11 protein-coding genes and 1 pseudogene are annotated in these 14,076 nt (G+C 47.5%); 5 read left to right on the forward strand and 7 right to left on the reverse strand.

Annotation, left to right across the window (positions count from 1 at the left end):
* Window positions 1-100: 100 nt before the first annotated feature.
* From D7D25_RS08315 to nrfH, 5 genes are all read right to left on the reverse strand, one after another.
* Window positions 101-2,296 (reverse strand): glutamine synthetase III, encoded by a 2,196-nt coding sequence (locus D7D25_RS08315; protein WP_122968501.1) that lies wholly within the window; start codon window positions 2,294-2,296, stop codon window positions 101-103.
* A gap of 383 nt (window positions 2,297-2,679) precedes the next feature.
* A complete protein-coding gene (ccsA, locus tag D7D25_RS08325; RefSeq protein ID WP_122968503.1) occupies window positions 2,680-3,468 on the reverse strand; it encodes a cytochrome c biogenesis protein CcsA in 789 nt (262 codons plus the stop codon).
* Window positions 3,469-3,531: 63 nt separating this feature from the next.
* Entirely contained in the window at window positions 3,532-4,845 is a 1,314-nt protein-coding gene (locus D7D25_RS08330) for a cytochrome c biogenesis protein ResB (protein ID WP_122968504.1), read from the reverse strand.
* 200 nt (window positions 4,846-5,045) lie between these two features.
* A complete protein-coding gene (nrfA, locus tag D7D25_RS08335) occupies window positions 5,046-6,542 on the reverse strand; it encodes an ammonia-forming cytochrome c nitrite reductase (protein ID WP_185140240.1) in 1,497 nt (498 codons plus the stop codon).
* Window positions 6,543-6,664: 122 nt separating this feature from the next.
* Window positions 6,665-7,261: a cytochrome c nitrite reductase small subunit gene (nrfH, locus tag D7D25_RS08340; RefSeq protein WP_122968505.1), complete on the reverse strand. Its 597-nt coding sequence runs from the start codon at window positions 7,259-7,261 to the stop codon at window positions 6,665-6,667.
* Between the two features lie 113 nt (window positions 7,262-7,374).
* Between nrfH and D7D25_RS08345 the strand changes: the two genes are divergently transcribed.
* The 3 genes and pseudogenes from D7D25_RS08345 to D7D25_RS08355 all read left to right on the forward strand — a co-directional run.
* The gene (locus D7D25_RS08345; protein WP_122968506.1) at window positions 7,375-8,061 is read left to right on the forward strand and encodes a Crp/Fnr family transcriptional regulator; all 687 of its coding nucleotides are present in this window, start codon (window positions 7,375-7,377) and stop codon (window positions 8,059-8,061) included.
* A 102-nt stretch (window positions 8,062-8,163) separates the two neighbouring features.
* Window positions 8,164-8,883: an HAD family hydrolase gene (locus tag D7D25_RS08350; protein ID WP_255417235.1), complete on the forward strand. Its 720-nt coding sequence runs from the start codon at window positions 8,164-8,166 to the stop codon at window positions 8,881-8,883.
* Window positions 8,846-9,007: pseudogene (locus D7D25_RS08355) on the forward strand (chromosome partitioning protein ParB); the annotation flags it as partial. The gene D7D25_RS08350 and the pseudogene D7D25_RS08355, both read left to right, overlap by 38 nt.
* Window positions 9,008-9,010: 3 nt before the next feature.
* On the opposite strand, the gene D7D25_RS08360 reads toward D7D25_RS08355, so the two are convergent.
* Window positions 9,011-9,709, reverse strand: a complete 699-nt coding sequence (locus tag D7D25_RS08360) for a DNA alkylation repair protein (RefSeq protein WP_122968507.1) — start codon at window positions 9,707-9,709, stop codon at window positions 9,011-9,013.
* A gap of 233 nt (window positions 9,710-9,942) precedes the next feature.
* Window positions 9,943-10,332, reverse strand: a complete 390-nt coding sequence (locus D7D25_RS08365; RefSeq protein WP_122968508.1) for a hypothetical protein — start codon at window positions 10,330-10,332, stop codon at window positions 9,943-9,945.
* A gap of 150 nt (window positions 10,333-10,482) precedes the next feature.
* On the opposite strand from D7D25_RS08365, the gene D7D25_RS08370 reads away from it, so the two are divergent.
* Window positions 10,483-10,704, forward strand: a complete 222-nt coding sequence (locus tag D7D25_RS08370; protein WP_122968509.1) for a hypothetical protein — start codon at window positions 10,483-10,485, stop codon at window positions 10,702-10,704.
* A 72-nt stretch (window positions 10,705-10,776) separates the two neighbouring features.
* On the forward strand, window positions 10,777-14,064 hold the full coding sequence (locus D7D25_RS08375) for a TonB-dependent receptor (protein ID WP_158602578.1): 3,288 nt from the start codon (window positions 10,777-10,779) through the stop codon (window positions 14,062-14,064).
* Window positions 14,065-14,076: the final 12 nt, after the last annotated feature.

Raw genomic sequence — 14,076 nt, forward strand, 5'->3', positions numbered from 1 at the left:
GGATGATCTTCTACGCAATGTCGTGGAATTTCTCTCCCGTGAGTGAGTGTTTATCTGCTATTCAAATAAATGTGGAAAATTAGATTTAAAGATGTGAGGCTTAACTTATGAATAACAGTTCCCGATATTTCGGCAGTGTCCACATCTGGTTGTCCACGATCAATTCCAGTTTGTCCACATGATAGCGGATCACATTGAAAAAGACTTCCACCTTGTCGTGGTAAGCCACGGCTTTCCCGCGGCCATCCTCCAGTTTATTGGCCGCTTTCCGGGCTTCCACCATATCGTCCACATTCGTTTTTATCGCCGAGATATGGTCCGCGATCTCCTCAATGAGCGCGGCATCTTCCTTCGACAGCCTGTCGGCTTTTTCCTTGTCGAAGACGGCGTACATTTTATATATATTGTCGAGCAACATCGATTGGTATTCGGTGGCGACCGGGATGATATGGTTCATGCAGAGGTCTCCCAACACACGTGCCTCTATCTGTATCTTTTTGGTGTAGGTTTCCCATTTCACCTCGTTACGGGCATGCAGTTCCTTTTCATTGAGCACGCCGATACTTTCGAACATTTCCACCGACGCTTTCGAGGTATATCTGTCAAAGATCACGGGAACGCTGGTTTCGCAGTCGAGTCCGCGCTTTTTGGCCTCTTCTTTCCACTCGTCGCTGTAGTTGTTACCGTTGAAACGGATGGGTTTCGACTCCTTGATGTAAAGGCGGAGCGTGTCGAAGATGGCCTGTTCTTTTTTCATCCCTTTTTTCATCTTCACGTCGATCTCTTTCTTGAAGTCGATCAACTGGGCAGCCATCACCGCGTTGAGCACAATCATAGCTGAGGAGCAGTTGGCTGACGATCCGACGGCCCTGTATTCGAACCGGTTGCCTGTGAAGGCAAAGGGGGATGTGCGGTTCCTGTCGGTATTGTCGATCAGCACTTCGGGGATGTGGGCAATCCCTAATTTCATCTGTCTGAGTTCGTCCACGGTGATGTCGTCATCTTCTGAACTCTGTTCCAGTTTGTCGAGCACGGATGAAATCTCTGTCCCGAGGAAGATGGAGATGATGGCGGGCGGCGCTTCGTTGGCTCCCAGCCGGTGCGCGTTGCTGGCCGACATGATGGAGGCTTTCAGCAAGCCATGGTGTTTATATACTGCCATCAGCGTGTTCACCAGGAAAGTGACGAACAACAGGTTTTCATTGGCAGTCTTTCCGGGGGTAAACAGCCCGATACCGGTATCTGTGCCCAGCGACCAGTTGTTATGCTTGCCCGATCCGTTCACGCCGGCAAACGGCTTTTCGTGCAACAGCAGTTTAAAGTGGTGTTTGGCGGCAATCCTGTGCATCAGCGTCATGACCAGCAGGTTCTGGTCGACTGCCAGGTTGGTCTCACCATAGATAGGCGCCAGCTCGAACTGGTTGGGCGCCACCTCATTGTGGCGGGTCTTTAACGGAATGCCGTATTTATAGGCCTCCAGTTCCACCTCGCGCATGAAAGCAGCTACCCGCGGGGGTATTGCGCCGAAGTAGTGGTCTTCCAGCTGCTGGTTTTTGGCGCTCTCATGCCCCATAAGAGTGCGTTCGGTGAGGCTCAGGTCGGGCCGGGCGGCATAGAGTGCCTGGTCCACAAGGAAATATTCCTGTTCCCATCCGAGGTATGAGTAGACCTTTTTCACATCGGGATAGAATAGCCTGCACACCTCCACTGCCGCCTTGTCGACCGCTGAAAGCGATTTCAGCAACGGAGTCTTGTAGTCGAGTGCTTCTCCCGTATAGGAGATGAAAACCGTCGGGATGCACAATGTGTCGTCAATGATAAAAGCGGGTGAAGAAGGATCCCACGCGGTATATCCCCTTGCCTCGAAAGTATTGCGGATGCCGCCGCTGGGGAAACTCGACGCATCGGGTTCCTGTTGTGCCAGCAGTTTGCCGGAAAATCTTTCGATAATGCCTCCGTCAGGGCCGTTTATATAGTCAATAAAAGAGTCATGTTTCTCGGCAGTACCCTCCGTGAGAGGCTGGAACCAGTGCGTGTAATGGGTGGCACCCATCTCCATGGCCCACATTTTCATGCCGGCCGCCACGTGATCGGCAATCCCCCGGTGGAGCGTGGTGCCCCGGTCGATAGCTTCCAGCACGATGTTCATCGTCTCTTTGGAGAGATATTTGGCCATCTGTGTCCTGTTGAACACATATTTGCCATAATACTCGGAAGGAAATTGTGTCGGGGGCGTCACTTCTATGGGCGTTCTCTTCGATGCTTCTTCTACTGCTTTAAAACGTAATGTTGACATAATAGGACTAAATTTGATAAATGGAGGCTTTTACGCCCGTAATTTTATATTTGAGTAAACAATCTTCCGCAAAAATAATCAATCTGTTTGATAATATAAGTAAAAGCGATAAAAAGCTATGTTTCCGTTTGAAAAATAGCTTTATGGTTGTTTTTTCGATCATTATCTATCAAAAACACATTGGTGATGTTGTTCTGGATTCCGCTTTGATATTGAATGACAGAAATTCATTGCAAAAGTAACCATTTTGAAAATGAAACAGCTGTTTTTAAGGAAATTCTCTTATGGAAACCGTGAAAATAAAATATTCCAACAAAAATACCCGTTTCACGCCGATATGACAACGGAAACGGGTATTGGGATAATTTTTTGAACCGCTTGTGCTAGGATGAATAGGTGTGGATGCTTTGCTGTGCCGAGGGGAGATAATTGACGCCGTACCAGCATATCTGCAATAAAATAAATGCGATGACCAGGAGGATCATCGAGGTTTTGTCCGATGAATTTCTCTTCAACCGGTAATGGATATAGAGCAGGTATCCCAGCCAGGTGGCGGCGGCCCAGGTCTCTTTGGGATCCCAACTCCAGTAATGTCCCCAGGCTGTTTTCGCCCAGATGGCCCCCATCAGCATGCCCAGCGTGACACAGGCGATGCCGGCATACACCATGCTGTCCGTCATCTCCATCAGGCGGACTTTGTGGGTGATCTTCTTTTCCCTGGCGAGGTAATAGATGGCGACCAGCGTCGCGGCGCCCAGGATGGCATAGGAGAACATATAGATGATCACGTGGGGCGCGAACCAGGGGCTTTGCAGCGCCGGCATCAGCACTTTGTTGTGGATGTCGGGCTTTACGATATTCACAATGATAAAAACCGTGGAGAGCACGGTGGTGAAAGAGAGTATCCATTTGTAATTCCACCGTAGGTAAGTGAGGAGCCCGGCGACAGGCAGGAAAAACGAATACCAGAGGCGTGTTTCGCCCATGGTGCGTAGTGGCGGACGTTCGAGTGACATCCACAACCCGGCGATAAAGATGGAAAATACCATTAATCCGGCTGTAGTCAGCAATGACGGCCATAGCTTACGCCTGCTTCCGTAGGCAAGGGCAGCGGCGCTGCCCCAGAGTACTACGGCTCCTATGGCAAAATATATAAATGCATCCCAGCTCATAATTTGTATCGCTAATTTCAGAAACTGTTTGAAGGTTTTCTATTTACTTTGTCCGTAAGAAATTTAAACAGTTTCACATTCTGTTTTTTCCCCGCCTCCCTGTCTTATAATCCTCTTTTTTGGTCCGGCAATGAACAGGAAGAGCGCTCCGGCCAAAAGCATGAAAATGCCTGTGTAGACCGCTTTCAACCAGGGGTCACGTACCAGTTCAAAGACGGATGTGTCGGAATATTTACCTTTCGTGTCGTCGTAACTGTACTGGTAGATCATCCAGTCTTCAACCTGTAACGGTTTGTTGACTTCGATCACCGCTTTTTTTGTAATTCCGTTTTCGGTAAAGGCAGTCACATGCGAACTGTATTTTTTCACCTCCTGCGCCGGCATGGCCACACTTGTTTCTTCATCGATTTGTAAAAAGATATGGGGAAAGAGGTAGCTGCCGTTACTGACCCATCCCTCCACCGGTTGTGCCAAGCCGGGTTTGTCCGCTTTTACCTTGATGGCGGTTGTGGCTCCTTCCATCATCATGGGAACCACATTCATAAAAGTGGAATCCCTGAAGATGGCCGCGTGGGGCAGGTAGTCCGTTATTTCGAGCGTGACACCTGCCAATTGTGTCGATTTACCTATCCCTTCAAACATGTGACTTTCGGGGCGGGAGGCGGGCAACATTTTTCCCGTTGCGTTTTCGATAATGACCAATTTCGGTTCGTACTCCTCTATCTTAAAGGTGTCCAACTGGATGGCCAAAGGCAGCTCCCTTATTTCACCCGTTTTCAGGTTTCCGCGCCATTCCACCTCTCCCTGCTGTATGGTCATGGTAAGCCGTTCCATATCGGCGCTGCCCAATATTCCACCTAAAAGGGCGATAAACAGTCCGAGGTGGTTCAGGTAAAAGCCGATATCCCGCCAAGTCTGTTTCCGGGTTGTTCTCCTCAAGGTGGTAAGCCCGAGGATGCTCAGATTGTAAAAACAGAGCAATACGAACGGCCATGAAGTGGTCATCTGATACCAACCCAGAGAAGTAAAAAGATGTGAAGGCAATTGTTCCTGCCCCGTGGCAGACGAAAATTGGGGGATTACCCCCAAGATCATAGCCAGCATGAGTAGGACGACTAATGCGGGGATGGTGGCATACACACTTGACAGCCACCTGGCCACCCGGTTTTTCCCGGACAGGAAATGGACAGCGAGAAGCCCTGCGATGAACAGGGCTCCCAGGATAGTATTGACGGGGGAAGCAAAAAGGGCGGTCTCGATATTTCCGGCGGCAAGTTGCAGGAGTATTCCTGATAACAGTACGCCTGCCGCGACGATAAAACCTTCCGCATATCCCCATGGGTGCTCCCAGATCTTACGGGAAGTACTTTTATTCATTATTTATAAGTCGTGTTAATTGCAACTAAATCAATTCACTGGCGATATTTTGTGATCTATTTCACCCCTTCTGGGCTAAAAGAGTGGAAGTCGCTTCGCTAACTACTCTTTTCATGCTCATCGCGAGGTATGGATCCCCACAAAACATCTATAGGTCTCTGCTAACATCTATAGGTCTCTGCTTTAGTTGCAAAAGAGGCTCAGTTCAAACTCACCAGGCGGTTATTGGCCCTTGCCGTCTCAAGCCATTGGGGAACGATGGTCTCCTGGAATTTTTGTTTGTTGGCTCTTTCCGTGTCCATATCCAGTCCTATGTAGGCCTGCGCCTTTTCTTTCGTGGAGATGTCAGGCAGGGGCACATTCCCCGTGAAGCCGAGTTGAGCCAGTACTTTGGAGATTTCGAACCGGGCTTTGTGTGCGCGATCCAACCCCATGGAGAGGATACGCTGGAATTCCACCGGAGAGTGGAATGATCCGCCGTGGGAAGCGACTGCGTAATCCCAGCGCCATTGCGCCTGGCGGATCAGTTGAAGGGCGTCATGCATTTGTGTTTCAGAAGCACCTTTTTCCCATGCGAATTGGGCTTCCAAATGTGCTTTTGAGAGCTCCTTCTCCACCAGGTTCCGGATCTGGTTTGCGCTACGCTGCCTTTCATAGACGGCATTCCTGAGATCTTGTTCCGACTCCCTGTGGCACACCTGGCAGGTGTTGCTGATATTGGCAAGGGGGCTGATTACATGGTGGTCGCTGTATTTTATGCCGCCCTCGGAAATATAGGGCATATGGCAATCAGCGCATGATACGCCACGCTGGGCGTGTATTCCTGTCTTATAAATTTCGTAATCGGGATGTTGTGCCTTGATGATGGGGGCTTTACTCAGCGCGTGGGTGTAATCGGCGAAGCCAATACTGTCGTAATATTGTTCCGCTCCTTCCATGCTGGTGCCATTGTGCCAAGGTAGGATGAGGTATTTGCCTTCGGGAGTGAAGTAATATTCCACATGGCATTGTGCGCAAGCCAGTGATCGCATATCCTGATGGGTGGCTTCCCTGATATCCATGCCCATGTTCACGAAACCTTCTATCAGTGAGGGGCGGCTGATTTTCAGATCCATGGTTTCGGCATCATGGCAATCGGCACAACCTATGGGATTGACCACCTCGGGTCCCCAGTGTGCCCAACTCTCTTTGTAGAATTCGGCAATTCCCACCGAATCCATCAGTCGTGGCACATCGGGACTTTTACAAGTCCAGCAAGTGGCTGGTTGCGGGCCTTCGTCGGGCGTCATAGGCGCGGCGGTGCGCAGTGAGTGAACCACATCGGCGATGGCATGCTTGTGGCCTCTCGGTGTACTATAGTCTTTTGCGAAAGCATAACCGGCCCAAAGGATCACCATTTCAGGGCGTTCCGCAAGCACATCCACCGCACTGCTTCCGTTAAACTCACTTTGGAAAGTGGTGTCGGCAGTTTCAGCCCAGGTCTCATATTGACGCGGATAATTCACCGCGAATATTTCACTTCTCGACTCGATGCCTTTGATCTCTATTTTCCTGTTGTTCATCACGCTTGCTATCTCGGCTCTTCTTTGGGTGATGGAAGCCGCCAGCATTCCCAGCAGGAATACCACTCCCAGGGTAGAGAAAAATAGTAACCATCCTACCCACGGTTTCATCTTGTTATCGTTTTTGCTCTTCATAAGTTGTTGATTATGAATTATAAGTTATGAATTACCAATTGTCAATTACTAATTACCAATGCCTTTTCACCTTACCTCTTTACAACATTATTCTTATTGGCACAGTGGCATTATTCACATCGTCATTCCTTTTTCATCATGTTGTGCAGCCAGTCCGGGACATTGCTTTTCGGCATCGGCACCCGCGCATGGGGGGTGGAGGAGAGCGACCGGCTGCGTGTGTGGGGGACATCCCTGTGGCAGTCCCAGCAGGTGCTCCCACCCATTTCCTTGGTCTCCCTGAAACCCATGCGTCCTGTTTTTATAAACTCGGTGTTGAGTTGCGTGTGGCAGCGGATGCAGTTATCCATGATTACCTGGGAACTGGCCTCGATGGCCTGGATAGCCTGATGCTCACCCCGTATGGTGAAAATGGCAGAATGTCGTAACCCGTCGACCGCCTTGAAATAGTATCCTTTCACCTTGTTGTCCTGCGGCACATGGCAATCGTTACAAGTAGCGTTTCGCCCGTGGGAGCTGTGCATCCAGGTGGCGTGGTAGGGACCCATGATATGGCAGTTCACGCAGGTGGCGGGATCATTGGAAAGATAGCTGTATGCCCTTGATGCGAAAAACGTATAGATAAACAGGCCTACAAAAGCGCCACTGATAATGAAGGCCGGATATTTCCATCCCCCACGCGGCCGTATTTCATTCCAGAAATTTCTAAGTTTACCCATGGTCGCACTTATTAAAATATACACAAACAAAGTAATGGATTTAAAAACGAAAAAAGTGTAATAATTATGACAATTGAAGAAAAAAAACTATATTCGGGCTTCAATTACATAAAATGGAAAGAAAACACTTTGATACCCATCATGCCGGAATGATTTTTCAATGCCCGTTGTGCAATTCTGTGCCGGAAGGTCAGCGTGAAGATTTTATGCGGGATGTGCGCTTTTCAGTAAAAGAGTATCAGAAAGGAGATGTGATTGTTACTCAGGGAGCCCTTTACGAGTCGCTCTATATCCTGATCAGGGGAGAGATCGTGACGGAGATGGCCGATGAAAAGGGGGATTTCATGAAGGTGGCGCATATCAGCGCGCCCAATCCGTTGGCTACAGGTTTCCTGTTTGCCACCAACAATCGGTCGCCCGTCTCCGCGATCTGCGAAATGCCTTGCACGGCAGTAGTCATTCCCAAAGAGAATGTCTATTTCCTGATGAGGAAGTATGAATCGTTTATGCTGGCTTTTCTATCCTATATTTCCAACAGGGTCTCCTCCCTTTCCGAAAAATTGAGGCTTGTCTCATTGCGTACCATCCGAGCAAAGCTGTCCTATTATCTGTTGAGAGAGTCGGCCGGTGAGTCATCATTCCGGTTGAAAACCTCCAAGGAGGAGATTGCCCGCCTTTTCAGTGTTTCACGTCCCGCATTGGTGAAAGTGATGATGGAGATGGCCGCGGAAGGTGTTATTGAAGTAGACCGGAGGGATATCCTAATCAAAGACAGGGCAGCGCTGCAGAAAATGTTTTAAAGAATGGGGCGGTTACCCTCGGGGATTTCCCCGGAAAAAGGCCATCGTCGGATGGGAGGCTGCGAAAAAAACAAACGGAACAATTATAGTCACTGATAACTGATGAAAATGAATTTTGAAGCTGTAATTTTTGATCTTGACGGCACATTGGTGGATTCTATCGAAGATATCGCCGAGTCGATGAACAGGGTATTGTCCGAGAACCATTTTCCCGTGCATTCGTTGGCTGCATATAAAATTTTCGTGGGGAGGGGGCTCTTGAATCTTACCCGTGTGTCACTGCCCGAGAGCGCTCAAGACGAAAAAACAGTCGTGGCGTGTTATAACCGGATGCTGGAAATATATGATGATCATTGTACTGAAAAGACAAAACCCTATGAGGGAATCATGCCATTGCTGGATGAGCTGAAATCGCGTGAACTGAAACTCGCTGTTTTTTCGAACAAAGCGGATAAATTCACCCAAAAGATCGTGCGGACGTTGATGCCCGGTTACTTCGATATGGTAGTCGGAATGACGACAGAAGATCTCAAAAAGCCAAATCCCGCATGCGCGTTGGAAATAAGCGGACATTTCGGAGTGCGCCCTGAAAACATCGTTTATCTGGGAGATACCGGGATAGATATGGAGACAGCCCGCAATGCGCGAATGTATGGAATAGGGGTGCTCTGGGGGTTCAGGACAAAAGAGGAACTGGTCTCTGCCGGGGCCGAAGCCATATTGAGCCATCCTCTGGATTTGATCGGATTAGATTATAAACGATCCGTTGTTGATTACCTGGACCAATATAGTGGCGGAACTCCGGGAAGCGGGAATGAGTGACGCATGGATCATGAAAAATATCGGAATGGATGAGGACGAGTTACTTCGCTTTAAACAGATTTCGGGTTTGGCAGCGCTTTTTGCCGATGAAAAATTCAGCATACCCGATGAGAAAAACAAATAGGTGTTATCTTTTTACCTTCATTCTGTTGAGTAACTCTTTGGTTTCGGCGGATATCCGATAGCTTTCACGCGCTTTCTGGATAGCTTTATTATGCACGAACGTAGAGAAGGCCTTTTGCTGGAGATAAGGCAGGGTCTTGTCGTAAAACTTGACAAGTCCCACGCAGAGTGCCCAGGCAATAGCCATGTCCACGTAATACTGTCCTTGCGGTACCTCCGAGAGGTGTTGCAATGTCATGTCCATATATTCCTCTTCCATATAGTGGCACATCAGCAGGATCACGAAAAAACGCTTGGTGAATTCCCCTTCGTGGTTTTTCAATGGCAAGAAATGTTCAAGGACCTCCTCCGGATATTTTTTGAAAATCCTGAAGGCAGCGGTGAGTGTGTCGACATGTGCCCAATTGTCAAATCGAAGGATCAAAGGATCCACGTAGCTGAATGCGGTTCTTAATGGAAGGTTGCTTAAGTTGCCCAATACCAGTCCATAGAGCAGCACATGTTCGTAAGTCGTGAATTCCGCATTTTTCAGGTAGTCCTCAATCCCCGGCCCTCTGGAGAGTTCCTTTGCCAGTTTCTTTAATGCCGGCATACGGATGCCCTGTATTTCATAACTGGTAAGGATCAGTTTCTCATTGAAGATCTTGTAATCGCTCTCTGCCAGTGACTGGAGCCTTTGGTCTATCTGTGCATTTTGAGTCATCGCTGATATTTATTTTATGAGGAGTAGACAACGTTGAAGGTGTTCCGGATCTTATGTTGAAATGTGTTGTGATATTTGTAAGACTTTCTTTTTCAGTTTGTTGTATAAGACGATTCTGGCAGGGCTGAATCAGGAAAAACTTCTGCTATAGCGTATACTTTCACCATTCTACAAAGTCTCTGAAAAATTGCCGATATAGGGTGTACATAATTACTCATGCAACTTTGTCTCTATTATCTTTCGAATTTGTCTCTGTTATCATGCACTTTTGTCTCTATTATCTTGCGAAGTTTTTCTATCTCAATCCGGAGCAACCTGTTCTCCTCCAGCATTTCAAGGTACTTGTTTTTATATTCGGCAGCACCTTCTTCCACCATCCCGATGATCTGTCCGGTAGGGTCTGATAGAGCTGAAGGATCTGTCATTACCCCTTTCCCTGTGATAAGCCAATTCAAATTCAATTGAGGATACTCGTTAATAACATGGTTTAGTTTGTCAGCGGATATGCTTTTTGTATTGTTAATGTAGCCATTTGACCATCCAACTTTAGATTCAAAACTATTCTGTCCGATATTCAGATGCTGTAAAAACAATTTAATCCTATCTTTCACAGTCGATTCCATAGTTTTGTTATTTAGAATGATTATAAATTAATATATTTTATTGAATATACTCGTTGTTTTGTTTGGTTTTACAGAGAATGCTCTTTAAATTTGCATGCTGGCTATACTATGCACAATACATTGCAACAAAATTAGGCATTCTGCAAAGGTATGAATAATCAGGTAAATACCATAAAGCCGGTTACTAAAATATCAATACCTGCTACATTGCTGACAATCAAAGTCGGTGAAACTGTGATCATATCCTCCAAGATTATGAAATCGAGCTCCATCAGGGCTGCAGCCTCGCGTTTGGAGCGTGCGCAAAAGGCTCAATTTATTGTGACCGAGCAAGGTTTTGTGGATGAAACACAAGTAACAAGATTAAAATAAACCCATTAGCCATGGGAAAGATACTCTGAAGTTAAAATATGTTATCAATCTAAGCAAATGAAAAAAAATCCAATGATCTTATTAACCTTATTCCTGATAATAGGAATGGGAATTTCCACCGCGCAGACCCTTGTGACGGGTAGGGTGGTGGACGAGTCAGATGATCCGGTCATCGGAGCGTCTGTTCAGGTGAAAGGCACATCCCAAGGCACAGTTACGGATATCGATGGGAGTTTTACATTAACAGTGCCGGGCGGGGCTAATACATTGGTAATATCCTATGTGGGAATGCGCGCTCAGGAAGTGCCGGTACGCCCGAATATAAGGGTTGTTTTGAAAGAAGATACTGAAATATTGGAAGAAGTGGTTGTGGTAGGATGGGGTACACAACGGAAAGAAAGCCTTACGGGTGCTGTTTCGACAGTAGATGTGAGTAAAACGCTGGTATCCCGACCGGTAACCGATGTTGGCAGGGCATTACAGGGATCTACTCCGGGATTGGTCATAACCACCACTTCGGGAGCTTTGGGCGGATCGCCGAATATAAAGATCCGGGGGACGGTCAGTACGATTGGTGGCGGTTCCGGAAATCCCTTGATAATGGTGGACAACGTTGAGGTGCCTAACCTTTCTTATGTCAATCCGGATGATATCGCATCCATATCCGTATTGAAAGATGCTTCCACAACGGCGGTATACGGTGCCCGGGCAGCTTTCGGGGCCGTATTGATCACGACCAAAAAAGGCGCGAAAGACGCCCAGCCGAGAATAGCCTATTCCAATAACTTCTCGTGGTCGACCCCGACAAAAGTGCCGGAACACACGCGGGCCGACCTGAATTTGCAGTATTCGCTGGATCAGATCAATGCTTTGAGGGACCAGCCGGTAACGGAAACAGGACAGGTGGGATATTATTACAATGCGGAAGTAATTAAAAAGGTAAAAGAATGGATCGATACGTACGGAGACGGCAAGGGATTGGGTCGTGAAATGGTAGAGGGGCGTGATTTCGATTACCGGCCGGGTGGGGGAGTTTACTATTACAGGCCCTGGGATATCTATGATATCTATTACAAGGACTGGACGCCCCAGCAAAATCATAATTTGAGTGTAAGCGGCGGCAGCGGAAATACCCAATATAATTTATCGGCTGCCTACATGAATCAGCAAGGGGTTTTAAACCTGTTTGACGATTTTTACAGGAGGTACAATTTCTCCGGTTTCCTGAGTACGGATGTGAAAGACCGGATCACGATCCGCGGAGGCTTCATGTATTCCAAGAGCCTTCAAGAAACGCCTTTCAATTACGCTTCTGCCGTATATGCTCCTGTGTATTATTTATACAGATGGCATCAGGTGTATCCGTACGGGACGTATAACGGGAAAGAGTTCCGGGGTGCGGTGAACGACCTGAAAGCGGCCAGGCCCGTTGAAGACGACACCTATTACAGTAGATATACATTGGGAACTACTGTGCAATTAGCCAAAGGGTTAACGGCTGATTTTGATTACACGTATGCCCAGACATTTGTCACGAATCATACCGTGGGAGGATATGTGACGGGTATCAATCAATGGAGTGTGGGCGCCGGAGATACCCTGGATGATGTTTATAGTACTTATACTACTGCAACCTATGATTATGCCCGCTATACTTCATCCAAAAATATCAGGAATACCTATAATGGATATATTACGTATGATAATACATTCAATGACCACGGCATAAAGGTGACGGCCGGTACCAATATCGAGGATGCGGAATACATATGGATTTCTGCAAGAAGGAATAACGTCTATGATTTTGATAAAGGAGAAGTAAACCTGGCCGGCGGGGATCAATTGGCTTCTTCGAGCCATTCGTGGTGGGCCGTGGCCGGATTTTTTGCACGTGCGAATTACGCTTATAAAGATAGATACCTGCTGGATGTGAGTGGGCGTTACGACGGGTCTTCCAAATTCGGGACAGGTAAACGCTGGGATTTCTTCCCTACCCTGTCTGCCGCGTGGCGTGTAAGTGAGGAACCTTGGATGCAATCGCTTCAACCTGCCCTCAGTTCTCTGAAATTACGCGGTTCATGGGGCTCCGTGGGTAATCAGGATGTGCCTTTGAATTCGTTTATTTCAACCCTGACTGCTTTTACCCCCTCAAGTTCAGGTGGTTATTGGCTGGTAGACGGGAATTATGTGCCTTACATAAGTGCCGGTCCTACATTGGTAAACCCTTCGTTGACATGGGAAACGGTAAACACGTTGGACGTGGGGTTTGACGCCAGTTTTTTCAACAACAAGTTAAATGGGACGTTTGACTGGTACCAGAGAAAAACATTGGACATGCTGGCTCCGGGGGAAACAGTTCCGTCGACGGTGGGCATATCGGCACCAAACAGGAATTACGGAGAATTGACTACCAAGGGTGTTGAACTGGAAATCAGCTATAATCATCTCTTCAGTAACGGGCTAAGGTTGTCTTTGTCCGGGCAGTTCACTGATTATAAAACCATTGTGACCAGATATGCTTCAGCGAATGACCCGCTTATTTCAAGTACTTATTACGAGGGCAAAACATTGGGAGAAATTTGGGGATATAAAACAGAGGGGCTCTTTCAAAAAGAAGATTTTGTATGGGAAGGGGATAAGATCAAGCAAACGATTCTTGACAGCGGACAATCTAAAAACACCATGGCGCCGGGCGTTCCCGACCAGTACATCTTGGAATCGGGAACGTTCAAATTTAGCCCCGGGGATGTTAAATTCAAAGATTTAAACGGTGACGGTGTCATTGATTATGGCACCAACACGATAGGAGATCCTGGTGACAGAACCGTCATCGGGAATACTACGCCGCGCTACCAATATGGGTTCCGGGTGGGAGCTGCCTGGAAAGGATTTGACATGGATATTTTCTTTCAGGGTGTGGGAAAACGGCATATATGGGCGACAGGCAATATGGTATTACCCGGCTATTACGGTGCCGAAGCCAACTTTGCCCATACTTTGGATTATTGGACGGAAGAGAATACGGGCGCCTTCTATCCCAGACCGTTGGAATACAGTCAGACGGCAAAATGGAATTACCTTCCCAATGACCGGTACTTGTTGAATGTCGCCTATCTGCGTTTGAAGAGTTTGAATATCGGGTATAGCCTACCCAAAATGGTGTTATCCAAAATATCGCTTCAAAAACTGCGGTTTTATGTGAACGGTGAAAACCTGTTTGAGTTCGATAAAATGGGAGGTGTGGCCATCGATCCTGAGATTAACTGGGTTTCGGGTGTAACGGCTAATGATTCACGTTCGTTCGGGCGTAGTTATCCTTACAGGAGGACTGTTTCATTGGGGATGCAAATGGAATTTTAAAAACGGAAGAAT

This window comes from Proteiniphilum sp. X52 (assembly GCF_003712195.1).
Lineage (GTDB): Bacteria > Bacteroidota > Bacteroidia > Bacteroidales > Dysgonomonadaceae > Proteiniphilum.